This window comes from Bradyrhizobium sp. AUGA SZCCT0105 (genome assembly GCF_018129565.1).
Lineage (GTDB): Bacteria > Pseudomonadota > Alphaproteobacteria > Rhizobiales > Xanthobacteraceae > Bradyrhizobium.
This window is the reverse complement of sequence record NZ_JAFCMK010000007.1, coordinates 450674-470215: the sequence shown is the minus strand read 5'-3', so window position 1 is coordinate 470215 and position 19542 is coordinate 450674. Positions and strand designations below refer to the sequence as shown.

Genomic DNA, 19542 nt, shown 5'->3' with positions numbered 1-19542 from the left:
AGTATGTAAATGACGATTGGATATGGGATTGGACCGTGTTAGCGGCCTGATCCGAATAGAGAAGTCGTAGTTCTGGCAAGCGTGTGTCCGTCGGTGGGAGGTGATCATGCATGATCACCGCCCGACAATCGCGGGCCGCGCGCGCGTTGCTGGGGTGGACACAGGAGACGCTCGCTGACAAGGCCCGGACATCGCTAACCGCGCTCAAGCGCCTTGAGTCCGAAAGTGGATTAGAGGTGTACGAGTCGACGCGCGATCAGGTGCGAAGGGCGCTTGAAACAGCCGGTATCGTCCTGCTTTCCACCGACAAGGGCGAAGGAGTGCTGCTGCTCCATGAGCGGGACGACCGGCCGACGAGGCGTTAGCAGCGCCGTGATCGCGTGGCGCACACCATCCATCGCACGTTGTCACAGTAATGCCGGGCACGAGTGTTAACGAATGCTTTCCGCGCGAATATAGTCGCCTGATGGAATCCGCGATGCCGCCGTTTCTCGATGCGCCTCCGATCAGCCAGACCCTCACGGCCTATGACCGCGAGCATATGGTTCTCTATCTGCGCCTGCTCGATTCCTCGCGCGACGGAGCTGATTGGCGCGAAGCCGTCCAGATTCTCTTTGGCCTCGATACGGCACGTGAGCCGCAGCGGTGCCGCCAGGTCCATGACACGCATCTCGCCCGCGCGCAGTGGATGACCGAGCACGGCTATCGAGACTTGGTCCGCTCCGCACAGTGATCGCCGCGATGCCGTTTCGGCACCACCCTTTGCCGGCCCTCTGACTTCCACTGAACAACCCAGCCGGGAATCCTGACTCTCCCACAAATTCAAAGACTAGGGAGGATCGCGATGACACCAGATGCTTCCGGCTGGCGTTCATCGGAACGCTATGCGCACGTCGCCGACATGACCGCGTCCGACGTCGCGTGGGAATGGCTGCGCCGCAACGAAACCTACGACAGGGATTTTCAAGCGCTCGGCGACAGCGAAAGTGATCTGCGCACGCTGACCGACGGGATCGGGCAGCGGTGGGGGTTGCGATTTCCCCGTAGACCCGATGCAGGCACCTCCCGAAGCGCAGGTGATCTGGCTTCCCCAGGAAGACACAAGCGCCATCGTTCTTGGCCCACCTCCGGATATTCCGTCCGCAAGCGCTGATCCCCAACCGACGATCGACGCCGCCGTAAGCGTCGATGTCGGCAGCGAGACCCATCTGGTTCTCGATCTCGGAAACGGTCAGCGCGTAGCGCTTGTTCATCCGTCCGAGACACGACCCGCCAAATCTCTTGGCGCCTTCATCCCGCTCGGCCTGGAAGGCTTCGACCGGCTCCAATCGGTCGCCCGCTTGCTCTCCGCCCTCCATGGCCGCGCCATACCGCCCGACACCCGACTGACACGGCAGCAACGTGCTCGGCTGTGCCGGATGCTGCAGGCCTTCGACGGTCATCGCGCGGGCGCGACCCAGCAAGAAATTGCGCAGGTCATATTTCGGATCGGCGCTCTCGGTCGCGACGACTGGCAGGCATCTTCCGCCCGCCACGCCACCAAAGCCCTGCTTCGAGATGCCCGCGCGATGATGGTGGGTGGGTATCGCACGTTGCTTCGTCATCGGCGGCAACTTTAGCCGATCTCCATCCGACTCTTGGTGGGCGAATTTAGGCCCCCCTGAATTCGCCCTGCATCTCGCCGGCCCTGCTTCGCCAACGTGGCCTTCGTTACCCGCCGCTTCCCGGCGGCCCCAACGAACCCACGGAGGCCCTCCCATGCGACCTGATCTCGCCGTTCTCCCGCCGCGCTACCTGCGCACCAAGGAAGCCGCCGAATTCCTCAGCCTATCGGCCCGCACCCTCGAAAAGCATCGGACTTACGGAACGGGTCCGGCCTATCGCAAGCTCGGCGGTCGCGTCGTTTATGCGGTCGACGATCTTGAGGCCTGGGCCGAGCGCGGCGCCGTCACCTCCACCTCCGATCCGCGCGGCAGCGTGCTTCCGGCCAAGCGCCATACGCCTGCGCCGCCGGCACATGCCGGACGATACGCGCGCTGATCGCCCCCGGATTCCCGAATGGCGGCGCGACACCAGTCCCTCTCGGAGCGCGGGCAGCTCGATCTGTTCCGTGCGCTCCCCGGCGAGTTCGCAGCACGAGACGCACAGGATCTCATGGCCTATCCGTTTTTCTCCCTCTCCAAATCGCACCGCGTCGCGCCGATCGACTTCGCCGCCGGCAATGTGTCGATCCGCGTCGAGGCCGTGCCCGATCACGGCATGGCGACCATTTGGGACGCCGACATCCTGATCTGGGCGGCGAGCCAGATCGTCGAGGCGCGTGACGCCGGCCTGCGCACGTCGCGCCTGATGGTCGCCACGCCCTATGAAATTCTCAAATTCATCGGCCGCGGCACGTCCTTACGCGACTATCAGCGCTTGAAGGCCGCGCTCGATCGTCTGCAATCCACGACGGTCTGCACCTCGATCCGCCAATCCGCCGAGGGCCGGCGTCATCGCTTCTCGTGGATCAACGAGTGGAAGGAGCGCACCAACCGCAACGGCAAGCCGGACGGGATCGAGATGATCGTCCCGGACTGGTTTTATCAGGCCGTTCTCGACGATGCGCTCGTGCTGACGATCGACCGGGCCTATTTCGATCTCACAGGCGGGCTCGATCGCTGGCTCTATCGCCTGGTGCGCAAGCACGGCGGGCGCCAGCGCAATGGCTGGCGATTCGACTTTCGCCACCTCCACCAGAAATCCGGCGCGTTGTCACCGTACAAACGCTTCGCCTTCGAGCTGCGCGACATCATCCGTCGCCAGCCGCTTCCCGGCTACACGCTGTTCCTCGAGATCGAGGCCGGCGGCCGAACGTTGCTCGCTTTCGAGCGGACGCCGCCCTGTGGAAAAGCTGTGAAAGGCTTCGTGCCATCGGGAACCCGAAAGCGCGTGCCATCAGGAACCGGCCCCTCGTGCCAACGGGAACCGAAACACGGCCTAACCCACGACAGCAGAACCGAAAATCGCCTCGCTAACTTAGAATCTAACAGAGAATCTAACTTTGAAGAGCGCGCGCGAGAGGTGGAAAACCTCGTCCGGCAGGCCGCGAACGCGCTAAGCGCCGCTGGCAAGCGGCGCACCAGCAGCGCCGCTCTTACCAACGCTGGCGCGGCGAGAAACGGGACCTCCGGCCCTCCGCAGCTTCCCTTCGGTCCACGCCCGGGAGGCCGCCGATGATCGTGGCCTTCCTCAACCAGAAGGGCGGCGTCGGCAAGACGACGCTGGCGCTGCACCTAGCCGGCGAATGGGCCGGTAGGGGAAAGCGGGTCACGCTCGTCGATGCGGACCCCCAGGGTTCGGCGCTCGACTGGTCGCAGCAACGCGCCCGCGAGCACGCGCCGCGCCTGTTCGGCGTCGTCGGCCTGGCGCGCGACACGCTCCACCGTGAGGCGCCCGAGCTGGCGCGCGATGTCGATCATGTGGTGATCGACGGGCCGCCGCGCGTCGCCGGGCTGATGCGATCCGCGCTGCTCGCCGCCGACCTCGTGCTGATCCCCGTGCAGCCGTCGCCGCTCGATGGTTGGGCCTCGGCCGAGATGCTGGCGCTCCTGTCGGAGGCGCGCATCTATCGGCCGGAGCTTCGCGCTCGCTTCGTCCTCAATCGCTGCGGCGCGCGCACCGTGATCGCCCGCGAGACGGCCGAGACGCTCGCCGACCACGATCCGCCAGTGCTGCGCACGGCGATCGGACAGCGCGTCATCTACGCCGACGCCGCGCAATCGGGCCGGCTCGCTTTCGAGATCGACGACGACGGACCCGCCGCGCGCGAGATCGCGGCGCTCGTCACCGAGCTCGAAAGGATCTCACCATGAGCGAGCGATCCGAACGGCGCGGCTTTGCGGCACGTCCGACCAATCAAGAGGCCTGGATCAAGGCCGCAGATGCCACCGCGCCGCGCGCGCCGGACGATGAAGCCTTCACCGCCCGCATGACGATCGACGTCACGCCCGCCTTACGTGGACGGATCAAGATCGCTGCCTTCCGGCGCGGCGTTACCGTTGCCGACATGCTGCGCGAGATGCTCGCGCGCGAATTCCCACACATCGAAGGAGACCCCTCATGACCGGCGCCGCGGCCCCCCGCGCGCGCGGCGGCCCGACGCCGACCGCACGCCACCAAGACAATCTCACCCATGTCGAACTGACCTGGGTTGAGAAGAAGATCGAGAACTGGATCCGCTTCGGCACGCACGCCCACGAACAGATTCTCGATCGCCGTCGGCGTGTCCTGTCTTTTCGCCCCGGCGCGGTCTTCGCCTTCGTGCGCTGGGCCTCGAATGACTTCGGAACGATCATCTCGCGCATCGACGTCGTGCGCTCGGTTGCGCGCGGCGAGACGTACCAGACGCTGCCTTTCGTTCGTCCTGGCGGCGAAATCCTGCTGAAGGTCGAGAGCTGGCCCAGGGTCGAGCGCGTGCTGCAGGCGATCGACGCCATCGAGCGCATCGGCATCGATCCCGAAGCGGTTTCGCCCGATCATTGGCGTCACGTCCACAACCGGCTCGCTGCTGGACACGAGCCGCGCACCTACACGCTCGACCATCATCGCGCATTCCTGCTGCGCCGAAAGGCCGAGTCGTGAGCCGCGCCGGACTTCTCCTGGCGACGACGCTCGCCGCGCTCAGCGTCGGCTATCCCGGCCTCACGCCGATGCCCATCAAGCTGATCTGGAACGCATCGGCGAGCGCGCCCATCGGGTTCTATTCGATCGACTTCGACGGGCCGCTCGACGTTACCGATCTCGTTGCGGTCGATGCGCCCGAGCCGCTCGCGACATTCCTCGCCGAGCGCGGCTACCTGCCCAAGGGCGTGCCGCTGATGAAGCGCATCCTCGCCGTCTCCGGGCAGACCGTTTGCCGTTCGAACCTCACTATCACCGTCGATGGTGTGGAGGTCGGTGCGGCACTGGAGCGCGATCGCGCAGGCCGCGATCTTCCCGTCTGGCAAGGCTGCCGCCGGGTCCAGACTGGCGAAGTCTTCCTCATGAACTGGCAGGTCCGCGACAGCCTCGACGGCCGCTACTTCGGCCTGATCTCGACCGACCAGATCATCGGCCGTGCCGTCCCACTGTGGACCGATGAAGACGGCACCGGCCGCTTCGAATGGCGTGCGCCGACACGCTGACCGCCTTCCCATTCGGCGGGAGCGGTGCTCGCCGATGGCTGTCCCAATCCCCACCGCGAAGGAGACTGACATGCCCCAGATTGGCGAATTCACGCGCGACGAGACCGGCTTCGTCGGGCATCTGACGACGCTGGTTTTGAACCAGGACGTCATAATCATCGCAGCCGAACCGACCGAGGTTGAGAACGCACCGCAGTATCGCGTGCATGTCTTCGACGGCATGAACAATGAGCCGGGCGCGGAGATCGGCGCCGGATGGAAACGCTCCGGAGAGAAGGCCGGCGAATACGTCGCGCTGCTGATCGACGATCCGACATTCCCGCACCCGATCCGCGCCAACATGTTCCGCGACGACGATGGCGGCTCGGCCTGGTCGCTGCATTGGTCGCGTCCGCGCGATCGCGGCGAGAAGGACTGAGCGATGCTTGGCTCTCGTCAACCGAGGAGCCGTTCGATTGCGTCCGGGCCGCGCTGCGCTGCCCGGCGCATGGCTCTCCTCCTCCTTTCCGGCCTTAGCCTCGCGAGCATCATGCCGGCGATCACGATGGCGCAGGACTTGGGCGCCGATCGACCGTCGCCACGCGATCCCTATGGCGATCATATCGCCGAGGCTTCGCGGCGCTTCGGCGTTCCGATCGCATGGATCAGGGCGGTGATGCGTGCCGAAAGTGCAGGCGATCCACGCGCCCTTTCGCCGAAGGGCGCGATGGGCCTGATGCAGATCATGCCGCCCACTTGGGCAGGCTTGCGCCTTCGCCACCGTCTCGGCGCTGATCCTTATGATCCGCATGACAACATCATCGCCGGCGCCGGCTACATCCGCGAGCTGTTCGATCGCTACGGATCGCCCGGCTGGATCGCGGCCTACAATGCCGGTCCTGGTCGTTACGAGGACTCGCTGAAGGGCCGGGCGCTGCCCGCGGAAACGCGCGCCTATGTCGCCATCGTCGCGCCGTCGGTGACCAGCGGCGATGCGACTTGGCCGATCGTGGCCGCCGCGGCCGATGCACTCGCCTGGACACGCGCGCCGCTGTTCATCGCGCAAGCTGAGCGCATATCGATACCCGTTCCCGTACCGGCCGAGCGCGCTTCCGATGCCGCGATGACGACATCGTCCGTGCGCGATGTTTCCGCCATCGAGCCGCAGTCGGGCGGGCTGTTTGTCCCGCGTTCGGGCCAAAGGAATGCGCCATGAGCAGCCCGGTTCCTGATCGCACGATAGCGTGCTCAAGCGCGTCATGGTGTGCGTTGAGGGTAGAGGCAGGCAACACGACCGGACGATGGCAGGATAAAAGGCCGCGAGGTGCGGCTTGGGTCGGTTGTGGTTTTTCAATAGGTTATGAGGCGATTTCGCGATGTGCGGGATTTCCCCGCACCTCACGACTACGCCGATTTTCCTGCGATTTCCTGTGCTTGGCGCGATGTGCGAGGCATCAGCCATGACCGGCGACAGTGATTTCCGCATCCGGCCGGGCCGCATCCGCTCGACCCGTGCGCAGCAGGCTCGTCCCTTCATCGCGCAGGCTCTCGCCGCGGCGAAGAAGGCCGGGGCCGGCGTCTCACGCTCCGGCCGGATCGTGTCCGGCAACCGCTCGCGCTTCGGGCGGGGCCAGCGTGCGAGCATCCAGGCGAACCGGCTGCTCACCGCGCGAACGCGCGGCGCTGTCATCAAGGCGCGCGTCGTGCGCCAGACATCGCGCTCGGCGCCGCTCGCGACCCACCTCAATTATCTGCGCCGCGAAGGCGTGACCCGCGATGGGGAGAAGGCCCATCTCTTCGGTCCCGGGGGCGACGACGCCGATCCGAAGGCCTTTGCGGAACGGTGCCAGGACGACCGCCACCATTTCCGGTTCATCGTCTCGCCCGACGATGCGCCCGACATGGCCGACCTGCGGTCCTTCACCCGCGATCTCGTCACGCAGATGGAAAAGGATCTCGACACCCGCCTCGATTGGGTGGCGGTCGACCACTGGAACACCGAGCATCCCCATGTCCACCTGATCGTGCGCGGGGTCCGTGACGACGGGCAGGACCTCGTCATCTCACGCGACTACATCAAGGAAGGAATGCGCGACCGCGCGCGTGACCTCATCACGCAGGAATTAGGGCCGCGCACCGACCTCGACATCCAGCGCAGCCTGAAACGCCAGGTCGATGCCGAGCGCTTCACGCAGCTTGACCGCCAGCTTATCCGCGATGGCCATGCCACGGGCGTCATCGAGACGGCGATCGATCCGAACGTCCGGCTCGACGAATTTCATGCGCTGAAGGTCGGACGGCTCCGCAAGCTGGAAACACTCGGCCTCGCCGAGCAGGTCGGCCCCGGTCAATGGGCGATCGACACGAAGGCCGAGGCGACTCTGCGTGAACTCGGCGAGCGCGGCGACATCATCAAACGCATGCACCGGGCTTTGACGGATCGCGGCATCGAACGCGGCTCGGCGGGCTATGTGCTCGCGGCCGAAAGCCTCGATGCGCCCGTGATCGGCCGATTGGTCGATCGCGGTCTTGATGACGAGCTGAAGGGCTCCGCCTACGCCGTGGTCGACGGCGTCGACGGCCGCACCCATCACATCAAGCTGCCCGATCTCGAAGCCGCCGGTGACAGCGCGGCGGGTTCGATCGTCGAGTTGCGTGCGTTCGATGATGCACAGGGACAGCGCCGGGTCGCAATCGCCGTCCGCTCCGATCTCGATATCGATCGTCAGGTCACGGCAACCGGCGCGACTTGGCTCGATCGGCAGAACATCGCGCGCGAACCTGCCGCCCTGTCCGAGGCCGGCTTCGGCGCCGAGGTACGGCAGGCGCTGGATCGACGCGCGGATCATCTGGTCGGACAGGGCTTCGGCGAGCGACACGGCCAGCGTGTCACCTTCAATCGCGGGCTGATCGACACGCTGCGCCGTCGCGAGCTGGAAGCGGCCGGCGAAAAACTCTCCGCCGAAACAGGCCAGCCGTTCAATCGCGCGGGAAGCGGCGAGTATGTTGCCGGCACCTACCGCCAGCGTTTGGCACTCGCCTCCGGCCGCTTTGCCATGCTGGACGACGGCCTCGGCTTCCAACTCGTGCCCTGGTCACCCTCTCTGGAAAAGCACCTCGGCAAGCATGTTTCCGGCGTCGCCCGCGATGATGGCGGCATCGACTGGAGCTTTGGCCGCAAACGAGGGCTCGGCCTCTAACCTCTCTCCGAAAGGACCGTTCCAATGTCCGCCACGAAGATCCTATGGGGCCAGATCCTCACCGTTTTCCTGATCGTCCTCGCCACCACTTGGGGCGCAACGGAATGGGTGGCTTGGCGATTGGCGTTCCAGCCGGAGTTGGGCGCGCCGTGGTTCACGCTGTTCGGCTTTCCTTTCTATCTGCCACCCTCCTTCTTCTGGTGGTGGTACGGCTTCGACGCCTACGCACCCGCGATCTTCGTCGAAGGCGCTTTCATCGCGGCGTCCGGTGGCTTCATCTCGATCGCCGTCGCCATCGGCATGTCGGTCTGGCGTGCACGCGAGGCCAAGAAGGTCGAGACCTATGGCTCGGCGCGTTGGGCCGAGAAGAAGGAGGTGGAGACGGCCGGCCTTCTCGGTCCCGATGGTGTCGTGCTGGGACGCTACGAGCACGCTTATCTGCGCCATGATGGGCCTGAACATGTTCTGTGCTTCGCGCCCACCCGAAGCGGCAAGGGTGTTGGCCTCGTTGTGCCCTCGCTGTTGACCTGGCCGGGCTCGGCGATTGTTCACGACATCAAGGGCGAGAACTGGCAGCTCACCGCCGGCTTCCGCGCCAGGCACGGCCGCGTGCTGCTCTTTGACCCGACCAACACAAAATCCGCTGCCTACAATCCTCTGCTCGAGGTGCGCCGCGGCGAATGGGAGGTTCGCGACGTCCAGAACATCGCCGACATCCTGGTCGACCCAGAAGGGTCGTTGGACAAGCGGAACCATTGGGAAAAGACGAGCCATGCGCTGCTAGTCGGCGCGATCCTCCACGTCCTCTATGCGGAAAAGGACAAGACTCTGGCCGGCGTCGCGGCGTTCCTCTCTGATCCGAAGCGACCAATTGAATCCACCCTCGATGCGATGATGAAGACGGCGCATCTCGGCGACGCCGGACCGCATCCCGTGATCGCCAGCGCCGCACGCGAGCTCCTCAACAAATCCGACAACGAACGCTCAGGCGTGCTCTCTACCGCCATGTCGTTCCTGGGACTCTATCGCGATCCCGTCGTCGCCGAAGTGACGCGGCGCTGTGACTGGCGGATCTCCGATATCGTGGGCGGAAAATACCCGGCAACACTCTATCTCGTCGTGCCACCATCCGACATCAACCGCACCAAACCGCTTATCCGACTGATCCTCAATCAAATCGGCCGACGCCTGACCGAGGATCTGCAAGCAAAGGGCGAACGCCATCGTCTCCTGCTGATGTTGGACGAGTTTCCGGCGCTGGGGAGGCTCGACTTCTTTGAGTCAGCACTGGCCTTCATGGCCGGCTACGGTCTGAAGAGCTTCCTGATCGCGCAATCCCTAAACCAGATCGAAAAGGCCTACGGGGCGAACAATTCGATCCTCGACAATTGCCATGTGCGCGTCAGCTTCGCGACCAACGACGAGCGTACCGCCAAGCGCGTTTCGGACGCCCTCGGCACCGCCACCGAGATGAAGGCCATGAAGAACTATGCCGGCCACCGGCTGTCCCCCTGGCTTGGCCATCTGATGGTTTCGCGCTCGGAAACAGCTCGGCCACTGCTCACACCTGGCGAAATCATGCAGCTCCCTCCCACCGACGAGATCGTCATGGCGGCGGGCACGCCGCCGATTCGTGCGAAGAAGGCGCGCTATTACGAGGATGCTCGGTTCAAGGAACGCCTGCTGCCGCCGCCCGCGCTCACAACGTCGCAGCAAGGACAGCCCGACGATTGGACCACGCACCAGTTGCCAGCCCGACCACAGATTGCCGAGGCCACCTTGCTAGCGCAGCCCGCCGATGAAGATCCAACCGAGTCGGAACGCCGCCAGCAACCGGAACTCAATCGGGTGAACCCCGTCGAGAAGAAAGTGCCAATCGACAACCCGTTCGAGATCGATACCGATCGGGACGAGTCTGACGACGATGCCGTGCGCACCAGCCGTATGAACCGGCTCATGCAGGGCGTCGCGCGCCAGGTCTCGCTCGACCCCGGTGACGGCATGGAGCTGTGAGACGCCCGTGACGAAACCACCCCGCAAGCAACGCCTCTCCGTCTATCTCGACCCCTCTGTCATGAACCGGCTCGCAGATCACGCCGCGCGCCGCGACCATTCGCGATCGTTGGTCGCGGAGGCGGCGATCGAGTCATTCCTCTCACCCGATGCCGCCGAACGCCAGGAGGCCGTCATCACGAAACGCCTCGACCAGCTCGACCGACGCATGTCGCGGATGGAGCGCGATATCGGAATATCGGTCGAGATGCTCGCAGTCTTCGTGCGCTTCTGGGTGACCACCACACCGAGTTTGCCAGAACCTGCTGCGCAGGCCGCGCGCGCCAAAGCTGGCGAACGCTATGATCAGTTTGTCACAGCTCTCGGCCGCCGTCTCGCGAAGGGCCCGAAGCTTCATCAGGAGATTTCTGAGGACGTTGATGGCGAGGCAGAATAGCTCGTCAGATCGCGCACGCTCCTGCGTGAGCCCAAGCTGCTCTCCAAGGCCGCATTGAAGTCAGCAATAATCGACTGCCTCTCAATCCCTTATTCTTTCCAATCTCTCGGACATCCGCCCGAGTTCAAGCAAGGATGCCGCCTCCATCTTCCGCATGATCTGCGCCCGACACACCTTCACCGTGATTTCGCTGAGTGCAAACTTCGCAGCAATTTGCTTTGTGAGTTTTCCATCAAGTATCATGTCCATAACTTGGCGCTCGCGAACAGAAAGCGAATCGTACCGCGCGCGAAGATCAGCTGTCATTGTCTTCTCGTTTCGTCGGATTTGCGAAGTCTGGAGACCGAGATAGATCGCATCAAGTAGGTCTTGGTCCCTAAACGGCTTGGTCAGAAATTCGATCGCGCCAAACTTCATAGCCCGGACCGACATCGGGATATCCCCGTGCGCCGTAATGAACACGACCGGGATCTCCACACGCGTTCTGAAAAGCTCTTGTTGGAAATCCAAGCCGTTCTGACCCGGCATTCTAACGTCCAATACCAAGCAAATCGGCGTATCAGGAATCGACCACGCCAAAAACTCGTGCGTAGACGCAAAGGTGTGAATATCAAGTCCGACAGAACTCAGGAGATTTCTGAGCGCTTCACGCACGGAAAGATCATCGTCGACGACGGCTACCGTGCCGCCCACAACGACGGGCTGTTTCGACTGTCTCATAGTATTTTCTCCCTGTCGCCAGGCAGAGTAAAACAAAAGGTAGCGCCGCGCGGATTGGTCGGCTCAGCCCAAATATTACCGCCGTGAGATTCAATAATTGATCGGCATATTGAAAGTCCAATTCCCATGCCATCGCTCTTGGTGGAGTGAAAGGCATCGAAAAGATGCCTTACGAAGCCAGGATCGATACCGCCTCCCGTGTCTTCTATCGTGATCATCACGCCGGACGCGCTTGATTTAGCGGAGTTTATTCGAATCTCACGAACACTGCTCTGCAGCGTACCCATCGCATCTATCGCGTTCACGAGAAGGTTGAGTGCAACCTGTTGAAGTTGAATACGATCACCGAAGATCATGGGCAGATCACTCGACAGGTTCGTATAAACGGAAACTCGGCTTTCTCGGAAACGGCTTTGCAAAAGCCCCAGCACCTCTCTGATTACGACGTTGATCTCAATCCAGGACCTCTTTGGTTCTGCACGCATAGACAGCGCTTGGACGCGCTTGATGATTTCACTTGCTCGGTTTGCGTCGCTGACGATGCTATCTATCGAAGACGCGGCTTTTTCTAGGTTCGCGGGATCTCCGTGAATCCAGCGTGTACATGCATTGGCGTTGGTCACGATTGCGGCGAGCGGCTGATTGACCTCATGGGCGATTGAGGCAGCGATCTCGCCGAGAGTCGTGATCCGAGCGACGTGCGCAAGGCGGGTCTGCGCCTGTTCGGCCGCCACACGAGCGGTCTCCATCTTGACAGCGAGATAGGTCGTTGCCGCGATCGCCAGCAGGCTGATCGAGGTGTTGACGACTCCGGTTCCGAAGCTTCCACTCGGCGTCAGGATGTAGCTCGCGATCGTCAACGCGATGCATATTCCAGAGACCGTGCCCATGCCCCGCGTGTGGCTGAAGCGAGCCGACAATAGAACGACAATCACATAAAACGTCGCAGCGGATATCTCGTAAGGGGTTATGGTGTCGATGATGAAGATGCCGATAGTGAGGATGCCGATCAGCAAGGGAAGCGTTCCAGACCTAACGAGGCGCCATAGCCCATCGATGAACGTCAGTAGTTCCCTTGAACGGGTGCCGAGCGGGTATCGATGCGTCAAGTTTGCCTCGTGATCTATAGGATCGACGTGGGCAGGCTGATTGACTGGTGTTTTTTGTGGAGCCATCGCAGTTCACTTGATGTAGGTGTGCAAAACGTCGACTAATTCGAGCGCGGCATTACGTTCAGCTTCTGTGGGCGTGCGGTTCGCATCGACCATATGCGCTTGAATGTGCCCATTGACGACTTCGGCCATGATTCCGTTGATCGCACCGCGCGTGGCCGTGACTATCCGCATCACGTCGCCGCAACTCTCATCCGCGATGAGGGCCCGTTCAATCGCATCGACCTGACCTCGAAGGCGTCGGACCCTATTCAGCAGCTTCTGCTTCTCAGCCACCGCATGCGCCATCGCGTCCCTCCGCTATACCCGGGTATAGTTGTAATATACCCCCCAGAGTATATATGAATGTCGCGCGAAGTGAAGACCGGCAGGGTTGTTCGCGTCGTGGTCCAGTTCGTCGTGAATTGGATCCGGATTGGCACAGCAGAGGATCATATGAACCCGCGATCTAGCAACGACCCCTCGGAGGGAGATAGTAGGCGTCAGTCACCTGCTATCGACGCTCCGCTGGGTTGCATCATCGCTCGGGTCGGTTCTGCCGACGTAACTGCGCCAGCACTTCGACGCTGAGCACCGTCCGTCCAGGCCACCCGGGTTCGAGCAACTGCTTGAACAGACGGAGGTGGCCATGGCCGCTCATCTCAACATCGACACACGTCGGGCGCCACCGGTGGTCGCCCATGATGATATTCAATTCGCCGGGGTGTTTCCCGGCTTGAAATTGGGCGCTCGCAACTTGGCGAGACCAAAGCTTCTTGCCCATTGGCATCAGGAATCCGATGGCCGGCTGATTGGGGGCTGGCAATTGGAGACATCCGCCACTCTGAAGAATCCTGACGATTGATCATAGCGACACACGGCAATGCCGTGCGCAGCGTAGCGCTGCTGTTGGCAGCAAAGTTCAAACGAAGGGATTAACTAATGAATGCAGTGGTGGCTTTGCTGCCTGCGCGCCCCGCAGGCACTAATACGACTTGCGCGAATACTATCTTCGCCAACGATTTAGAGCAGCTCTACAACGCGCTGAATGATGTGACATTGACGGAGCATGCTCGCACGGCAGAGCTGATGAATGCCGGATTGCGGAAGATCTCGCAGAAGGTTGTCGAGGAGGCTGCCGAGGTCGCTCTCGAGGCGGTGAGGAAGCGGACCCAAAAGACGGTCAGCGAAAGTGCCGATCTTCTCTATCACTTGGTCGTTCTGTGGCACGCACTCAATATTGAACCCAGCGAAGTCTGGGCCGAGATGCGGCGCCGCGTGGAAAGCATGGGCATTGCCGAAAAGCTTCCTAAGCCGCGTCGGGGAACGACTGATCCCGCCCCGGTCAACGACAGCTCGGAAGGAAATCGCGTACCTGCGCCCTGCATCACCGCCAACTCGCGCGCACCAGCACCGTGTCCCGAAGAGCAGCCCGAAAGGACACGGCCATGCGCCTCCTAGTCTGTGGAGGACGTCACTTCGAGGACGCCGAGATGGTGCATCACGAACTAACTGCACTGCATTGGCGAAAGCCAATCAGCGTTGTGGTCCACGGCAGCATTGCAGGCGTCGGCATCATCGCTGAGGCGTGGGCGCGTCGCCATGGGATCGCTGTGGTGCGTTACCCGCCAAATTGGGAGTTTTACGGCAAGAAGGCCGAAGGGCTGCGCAGCGATTTCATGCTGACAGACAGCCGACCCGACTTTGTCGTGGCTTTCCCAGGGGGGCGCCACACCGCCGATCTCGTCCAACGGGCAATCAACGTCGGGCTCGCCGTGCTCGCCATTCCGCCCAACACGGCTGGAGCTTGCCCAGTCGCAAAGCATCCGCCGCAGCGGGGCCAGCCAACAACCGCTTCGCTCTGATCCAGTGAATTCACCCAAAAACGAGCAAAACTCAACGGAGTTTGAAATGTCCGATACCTCTGCGACATCGCTTGAACAAATCGAATTGGCCTCAAGCGCGCCCGCTGTCCTGGATAGCGCGCATATTGGCGACATCCACGGCGCGTTCGGCACCATCCGGCAGCACGACACCGGTGTACGAAAGACTTGGCGGGCTAGGCTGGCGACCTTGATGGCAATCGTCGGCCCGGGACTGATTGTCATGGTCGGCGACAATGATGCCGGCGCTTTTGGAACCTATACGCAGGCAGGTCAGAACTACGGCACCTCTCTGCTGTGGACGTTGATGCTCTTGATCCCGGTGATTTACGTGAATCAGGAGATGGTGTCACGGCTAGGTGCTGTGACGGGCGTTGGCCATGCACGACTGATATTCGAACGTTTCGGAAAGTTCTGGGGTGCCTTCAGCCTTATAGACCTAGTTCTTCTCAACGGACTAACCATTGTAACCGAGTTCATCGGCATCGTATTCGCACTCCAATATTTTGGTTTGCCAAGAGTTCCGGGACTGATTGTCGCGGCGGTGCTCATAGTGGCCGCCGTCAGCACCGGAAGTTTCAAGCGGTTTGAACGCTTCGCGATGGTTTTGGTCTTTGGCAGTCTGTTGCTAATACCTGTGCTCCTCGCCATCCATCCACCAATCGGTGAGATCGCCCATGGACTGCTCGTGCCGCAATGGCCCGCTCACTCCGACATGGCGGCAGTCATGCTGCTTGTCATTGGCATCGTTGGCACGACCGTCGCACCTTGGCAGCTCTTTTTCCAACAAAGCTATGTTGTCGATAAGCGGATCACGCCCGCCTTCAACGGCTACGAGAAAGTCGATCTTTGCCTCGGGATCCTCCTGGTAGTAATCGGCGCCGTTGCCATGATGGCGTTCTGTGCCGCATTGTTTGCCGGACGGCCGGAATTCGGCAATTTCACGGATACAGGTGCGGTGCTTACGGCGCTGGACAAATATGTGGGTCCATATTCGGCGACGATTTTTGCAATCGCTCTTTTGGATGCTTGCCTCATCGGCGCAGCAGCCGTCTCGCTCTCGACGTCTTATGCGATCGCCGACGTCCTCAGGGTGAGGCACTCATTGCATCGCAAAGTCACGGATGCCATCGGATTCTACGTTGCTTACGGGATTCTCATATTCATTGCCGCAGGCCTTGTTGCCTTCGCAAGTGATGCGCTGCTGGGCCTCTTTGTCAGTGCCGTGCAGGCTCTCGCTGGCGTGCTGCTACCAAGTGCCACGGTCTTCCTGCTCCTCCTTTGCAACGACAAGGCGGTTGTCGGCCCCTGGTCCAACGGTCCTAAGCTCAATGTATTCACCGGAGCAATAATCTGGTCCCTTGTGTTGCTCTCGATCATCCTCACCGTGGCGACCGTCTTCCCAGATGTGGCTGACAGCACAATTCTGAAAATACTGATTGGCGGCTCTTTGCTGGGGCTTTGCGGGTTCGTCTTTTCGTTCGCAGCACGCAAGCGTAGTTATGACGTGCCCGCTGCCGCATATGGCAACGATCAAGATCACCGCTTCGCCAAGATGACGATGCTCGAGCGCCGGAACTGGCGCATGCCGCCGCTTAATCGGCTGCCTGCCCTGCATATGACGTTGATGACGAAGGTCTGGATGGGCGTGCTACGCGGCTATCTTCTGATTGCTGTCGCGCTGATCGGCTTCAAGGTCTTCGTCGCCGCGACCGGCGTCGAGGTCAGCATCCCCCAGATCGGCGGAACGCCAACCAGCAACGACGCTGCTACAAGCAATACCGGCTCGAAGTAGCACGCAAGAAGGCGGGTGACGACGTTGACGCACGGGCGCGAGCACCGACATGTCCGCAATAGCCTCGCGGACGTTGCTATACCCCGCGTCGTCGCCTGCCAACCAAAACGAAAAGGAAACAATCTGAATAGACAAAACTCTTTTGTTCTAACTAGCTGATGGGGGCGCCTCATGTCTGAACAATTCAAGACTCTTCCCGAACGCATCCAGGCGCTTTCCGATGCAACTTCTTGTAGTTCTTTTTCGCTGACCTCAGTCGAGCAGACCAAGGGCTTTCAGATTATCGCTTTTGTCGACAGCTGTTTCGGCGATTCTCAATGCGAGATCGATGCTTGCGGATTGATCGCCGCTATGCTGATCGCTTTTGCCAAAGCGCGCAGCGATCCGTTCACGTTTCATTATTTTGCAACGCGTGCTCTCCATGACGGACTAGAACGTTGCATCGCTATCCTTGTCCAACGCGGCGAAAGGCTGCCCGTTGTCGCCTATGCGCTCATCGCAAATTATATCCGCTGGACGGCTCGACGCCGAGAGATGGCTTTAGCCGCGGCGTTTGAGCGTCTGCGCCTTTATCCGACACTTCCAAACATGTTGATCTGGCCGCCGAAGCGCACGCCAGGATAGCGTGCCAGCGCCTGAGATTCATCGAACAAAAAAAAGCCGTGGCAGATTTTCTCAAAGGAGACCCAAAACAATGAGTAATCAACTATCGCATTGGCCTCCGCCACTTCGGATCCGCCTTCTGCTTTTTGTGGTGTCTCGCATCGAACACTTTCTCCTCTTAAGGTGTCCGAAAGGTCGCATCAGGCGATTGGGATTGGCTTGGGTCGACCAGATTCATGCGCGCGTGCGCAAAAAGCTCAGCCGTGCAGAGCTACCCGAAACGCGTTGATGTTTCTTCCGCGTTCGATCGCGCGTCAAATAGCCTTGAATCAGCGCTGAATGGTGAGGAAGCCTACAAATCTCTTTCCGCGCCGATCGGTCCGTCACCGTGATCTATAATCGACGAGGGCTTCATTGCGCCGCGCCGGTGTTAAACTGTCAAGGAGGGCGTTGGCCTTCTCAATTACCTTGCTGCCGATCTCGCGCTGTTGCCCTTGATTGGCTTTTCGGGCGCCCTCGGCGAACACCGATTCCGCGGGGAGTACCGCCGCAGCAAATGCGGCGGCGGCCAAAACCGATCTAAGAAACATAGGCTACTCTACTCGGCTGGGGTTCATGGCTGCAAAGATGCTATCGTACGTACCGTCCCGTTCAGCCTAACGCCGTGCATGATCCCGATTAAGAAGGATCTCACCCCCCGGATGATCTCCGCGATCGAGGATGTCCATCACCTCCACAACAAATGCATTGAGCGGTCATTGTGCGAGGATCAGACGCTTGCGCAGAGCCGGTCAAGCTCCGCGAGCGTATTGGCGTATCGTGCGTCCGACACCGCCGTTCTCCTGTATTTGCACGCTACACTACTACGTCGATGAATCTTTGTTGAATCGCCCCGAAATCTGGCCCCTTTAATCATCCCCGTCTGGGGAAGGACTGTATCGGCCCCGATAGAAACGGGGCACTATGACAGCATCACACCACAATTCGGAAGGCCTCGCGCGCGGCGCAAGGATGCTGCGCACTGCGCTCGGTCCTGCAATCGCGCGCTATCTTGATGACGCCAGCATCGTCGAGGTGATGCTCAATCCCGATGGGCGCCTCTGGATCGACCGACTCTCCGAAGGACTTTCCGATACCGGTGAGCGGCTGTCACCAGCGGACGGCGAACGTATCGTTCGCTTGGTTGCGCACCATGTCGGAGCCGAGGTTCATGCTGGTGCTCCTCGGGTATCCGCAGAGTTGCCTGAAACCGGCGAGCGGTTCGAAGGCCTGCTGCCACCCGTCGTCGCTGCCCCCGCATTCGCGATCCGTAAGCCCGCTGTCGCGGTGTTCACGCTCGACGACTACGTCGCGGCCGGCATCATGTCAGCGACGCAGGCCGAGATACTCCGCCGGAGTGTCTCCTCACGCGCCAACATCCTCGTCGCCGGCGGGACATCCACCGGCAAGACGACGCTGACAAACGCGTTGCTCGCCGAAGTTGCGAAGACCGCCGATCGCGTCGTCCTCATCGAAGACACCCGCGAACTGCAATGCGCCGCGCCGAACCTCGTGGCGATGCGAACAAAAGATGGCGTTGCCTCACTTTCCGATCTCGTTCGCTCTTCGCTGCGTCTGCGGCCCGATCGCATACCCGTTGGCGAAGTGCGCGGCGCCGAAGCGCTCGAACTGCTCAAGGCCTGGGGCACCGGCCATCCTGGCGGGGTCGGCACCATCCACGCCGGCAGCGCGATCGGCGCACTGCGCCGCATGGAGCAGCTCATTCAGGAGGCAGTCGTCACGGTCCCGCGCGCATTGATCGCGGAAACGATCGACCTCGTTGCCGTCCTCTCCGGTCGCGGGTCCGCGCGGCGACTCTCCGAACTCTCGCGCGTCGAAGGCCTCGGTCTCGACGGCGACTACCGCATCGCGCCGGCCACCACGGATGGCGACGGCAGCTCGAGCTTGTTCGTCCCAGCACCTGAAGGAGAAAGCCTGTGATCCAACGCCTGCGGCGCGCGCGCCATCATCTCGTCTTGACCGTTTCCATCGCCACTCTGTCGGCGGTGATGGCAGCCCCCGCTCACGCTTCCGGTTCGTCGATGCCGTGGGAACAGCCTCTCCAACAGATCCTGCAGTCGATTGAAGGTCCCGTGGCGAAAATCATGGCGGTGATCATCATCATCGTTACCGGCCTGACGCTGGCCTTCGGCGATACCTCCGGCGGCTTCCGCAGGTTGATCCAGATCGTGTTTGGTCTCTCGATTGCCTTCGCCGCGTCGAGCTTCTTCCTGTCGTTCTTCTCGTTCGGCGGCGGGGCGCTGGTCTGATGACGGGCGCTGTCGATCAGGGCGGCGACGTCCCAGGCTATACCGTCCCCGTTCACCGGGCACTGACCGAGCCGATCCTGCTCGGCGGCGCCCCACGGGCTATCGCCATCATGAACGGGACGCTCGCTGGCGCGGTCGGCCTAGGGCTTCGCCTCTGGCTGGTGGGGATCGCGATCTGGGCGATCGGCCACGTCACCGCGGTGTGGGCTGCCAAGCGCGATCCGCTCTTCGTCGACGTTGTGCGCCGCCATCTGCGCGTCCCCGCACACCTTTCGGTCTGAGGGGAGC

Annotated in this window: 27 protein-coding genes; 23 read left to right on the top strand and 4 right to left on the bottom strand. The window is 61.8% G+C overall.

Annotated features, from left to right (window positions below):
* Positions 1-110: 110 nt before the first annotated feature.
* The 15 genes from JQ573_RS31150 to JQ573_RS31085 all read left to right on the top strand — a co-directional run bounded on the left by JQ573_RS31150 (position 111) and on the right by JQ573_RS31085 (position 10793).
* Complete coding sequence (locus JQ573_RS31150) at positions 111-365, top strand: hypothetical protein (RefSeq protein WP_006022611.1); 255 nt, start codon at positions 111-113, stop codon at positions 363-365.
* Between the two features lie 113 nt (positions 366-478).
* Entirely contained in the window at positions 479-733 is a 255-nt protein-coding gene (locus JQ573_RS31145) for a DNA -binding domain-containing protein (protein WP_006022610.1), read from the top strand.
* Positions 734-844: 111 nt separating this feature from the next.
* Positions 845-1153, top strand: a complete 309-nt coding sequence (locus JQ573_RS40365) for a transcriptional regulator domain-containing protein (protein ID WP_006022609.1) — start codon at positions 845-847, stop codon at positions 1151-1153.
* A complete protein-coding gene (locus JQ573_RS31140) occupies positions 1053-1619 on the top strand; it encodes a DUF2285 domain-containing protein (protein ID WP_024584489.1) in 567 nt (188 codons plus the stop codon). The genes JQ573_RS40365 and JQ573_RS31140 overlap by 101 nt, the downstream gene beginning before the upstream one ends.
* A 139-nt stretch (positions 1620-1758) precedes the next feature.
* The gene (locus tag JQ573_RS31135; protein WP_006022608.1) at positions 1759-2040 is read left to right on the top strand and encodes an AlpA family transcriptional regulator; all 282 of its coding nucleotides are present in this window, start codon (positions 1759-1761) and stop codon (positions 2038-2040) included.
* Positions 2041-2058: 18 nt separating this feature from the next.
* Positions 2059-3219 (top strand): replication initiator protein A, encoded by a 1161-nt coding sequence (locus JQ573_RS31130; protein ID WP_006022607.1) that lies wholly within the window; start codon positions 2059-2061, stop codon positions 3217-3219.
* Positions 3216-3854, top strand: a complete 639-nt coding sequence (gene parA / locus JQ573_RS31125; RefSeq protein WP_006022606.1) for a ParA family partition ATPase — start codon at positions 3216-3218, stop codon at positions 3852-3854. The genes JQ573_RS31130 and parA overlap by 4 nt, the downstream gene beginning before the upstream one ends.
* Positions 3851-4105, top strand: a complete 255-nt coding sequence (locus JQ573_RS31120) for a hypothetical protein (RefSeq protein ID WP_006022605.1) — start codon at positions 3851-3853, stop codon at positions 4103-4105. The genes parA and JQ573_RS31120 overlap by 4 nt, the downstream gene beginning before the upstream one ends.
* The gene (locus JQ573_RS31115) at positions 4102-4623 is read left to right on the top strand and encodes a DUF2840 domain-containing protein (RefSeq protein WP_006022604.1); all 522 of its coding nucleotides are present in this window, start codon (positions 4102-4104) and stop codon (positions 4621-4623) included. The genes JQ573_RS31120 and JQ573_RS31115 overlap by 4 nt, the downstream gene beginning before the upstream one ends.
* On the top strand, positions 4620-5165 hold the full coding sequence (locus JQ573_RS31110) for a S26 family signal peptidase (RefSeq protein WP_006022603.1): 546 nt from the start codon (positions 4620-4622) through the stop codon (positions 5163-5165). Before JQ573_RS31115 ends, JQ573_RS31110 begins: the two co-directional genes overlap by 4 nt.
* A gap of 70 nt (positions 5166-5235) precedes the next feature.
* A complete protein-coding gene (locus tag JQ573_RS31105; RefSeq protein ID WP_006022602.1) occupies positions 5236-5583 on the top strand; it encodes a DUF736 domain-containing protein in 348 nt (115 codons plus the stop codon).
* 3 nt (positions 5584-5586) lie between these two features.
* The gene (locus tag JQ573_RS31100) at positions 5587-6360 is read left to right on the top strand and encodes a lytic transglycosylase domain-containing protein (protein WP_006022601.1); all 774 of its coding nucleotides are present in this window, start codon (positions 5587-5589) and stop codon (positions 6358-6360) included.
* Between the two features lie 244 nt (positions 6361-6604).
* Positions 6605-8344 carry a VirD2 family relaxase/mobilization nuclease gene (locus tag JQ573_RS31095; protein WP_033965849.1) on the top strand — a complete coding sequence of 580 codons (1740 nt, stop codon included), beginning with the start codon at positions 6605-6607 and terminating at the stop codon, positions 8342-8344.
* A gap of 24 nt (positions 8345-8368) precedes the next feature.
* A complete protein-coding gene (locus JQ573_RS31090) occupies positions 8369-10357 on the top strand; it encodes a conjugal transfer protein TraG (protein ID WP_006022599.1) in 1989 nt (662 codons plus the stop codon).
* A gap of 7 nt (positions 10358-10364) precedes the next feature.
* Positions 10365-10793, top strand: coding sequence for a hypothetical protein (locus JQ573_RS31085; RefSeq protein WP_006022598.1), 429 nt, complete (start codon positions 10365-10367; stop codon positions 10791-10793).
* An 81-nt stretch (positions 10794-10874) separates the two neighbouring features.
* Here JQ573_RS31085 and JQ573_RS31080 read toward each other — a convergent pair whose 3' ends face one another.
* From JQ573_RS31080 to JQ573_RS31070, 3 genes are all read right to left on the bottom strand, one after another.
* Positions 10875-11513: a response regulator transcription factor gene (locus JQ573_RS31080; RefSeq protein WP_006022597.1), complete on the bottom strand. Its 639-nt coding sequence runs from the start codon at positions 11511-11513 to the stop codon at positions 10875-10877.
* Positions 11510-12529 (bottom strand): sensor histidine kinase, encoded by a 1020-nt coding sequence (locus JQ573_RS31075; protein WP_197057830.1) that lies wholly within the window; start codon positions 12527-12529, stop codon positions 11510-11512. The genes JQ573_RS31080 and JQ573_RS31075 overlap by 4 nt, the downstream gene beginning before the upstream one ends.
* 165 nt (positions 12530-12694) lie before the next feature.
* Positions 12695-12973 (bottom strand): metal/formaldehyde-sensitive transcriptional repressor, encoded by a 279-nt coding sequence (locus JQ573_RS31070; RefSeq protein WP_006022595.1) that lies wholly within the window; start codon positions 12971-12973, stop codon positions 12695-12697.
* A 340-nt stretch (positions 12974-13313) separates the two neighbouring features.
* Here JQ573_RS31070 and JQ573_RS31065 point away from each other — a divergent pair, with 340 nt between their 5' ends.
* The 5 genes from JQ573_RS31065 (at position 13314) to JQ573_RS31045 (ending at position 16966) form a co-directional block, all read left to right on the top strand.
* Complete coding sequence (locus tag JQ573_RS31065) at positions 13314-13529, top strand: hypothetical protein (RefSeq protein WP_124810155.1); 216 nt, start codon at positions 13314-13316, stop codon at positions 13527-13529.
* Positions 13530-13606: 77 nt separating this feature from the next.
* Entirely contained in the window at positions 13607-14125 is a 519-nt protein-coding gene (gene hisE / locus JQ573_RS31060; protein WP_006022593.1) for a phosphoribosyl-ATP diphosphatase, read from the top strand.
* A gap of 32 nt (positions 14126-14157) precedes the next feature.
* Positions 14158-14529: an SLOG family protein gene (locus JQ573_RS31055; RefSeq protein WP_242443339.1), complete on the top strand. Its 372-nt coding sequence runs from the start codon at positions 14158-14160 to the stop codon at positions 14527-14529.
* 46 nt (positions 14530-14575) lie between these two features.
* Positions 14576-16342, top strand: a complete 1767-nt coding sequence (locus tag JQ573_RS31050; protein WP_006022591.1) for an NRAMP family divalent metal transporter — start codon at positions 14576-14578, stop codon at positions 16340-16342.
* Between the two features lie 171 nt (positions 16343-16513).
* On the top strand, positions 16514-16966 hold the full coding sequence (locus JQ573_RS31045; protein WP_006022590.1) for a hypothetical protein: 453 nt from the start codon (positions 16514-16516) through the stop codon (positions 16964-16966).
* Positions 16967-17328: 362 nt separating this feature from the next.
* Here JQ573_RS31045 and JQ573_RS31040 read toward each other — a convergent pair whose 3' ends face one another.
* A complete protein-coding gene (locus tag JQ573_RS31040) occupies positions 17329-17535 on the bottom strand; it encodes a hypothetical protein (protein WP_006022588.1) in 207 nt (68 codons plus the stop codon).
* A gap of 373 nt (positions 17536-17908) precedes the next feature.
* Between JQ573_RS31040 and trbB the strand changes: the two genes are divergently transcribed.
* From trbB to JQ573_RS31025, 3 genes are read left to right on the top strand one after another with little or no spacing between them, the layout of a single operon-like run.
* Positions 17909-18925 carry a P-type conjugative transfer ATPase TrbB gene (trbB, locus tag JQ573_RS31035; RefSeq protein ID WP_024343194.1) on the top strand — a complete coding sequence of 339 codons (1017 nt, stop codon included), beginning with the start codon at positions 17909-17911 and terminating at the stop codon, positions 18923-18925.
* On the top strand, positions 18922-19254 hold the full coding sequence (locus tag JQ573_RS31030) for a TrbC/VirB2 family protein (protein WP_006022586.1): 333 nt from the start codon (positions 18922-18924) through the stop codon (positions 19252-19254). The genes trbB and JQ573_RS31030 overlap by 4 nt, the downstream gene beginning before the upstream one ends.
* A complete protein-coding gene (locus JQ573_RS31025; protein WP_006022585.1) occupies positions 19254-19535 on the top strand; it encodes a VirB3 family type IV secretion system protein in 282 nt (93 codons plus the stop codon). Before JQ573_RS31030 ends, JQ573_RS31025 begins: the two co-directional genes overlap by 1 nt.
* The last annotated feature ends 7 nt before the right edge of the window (positions 19536-19542 follow it).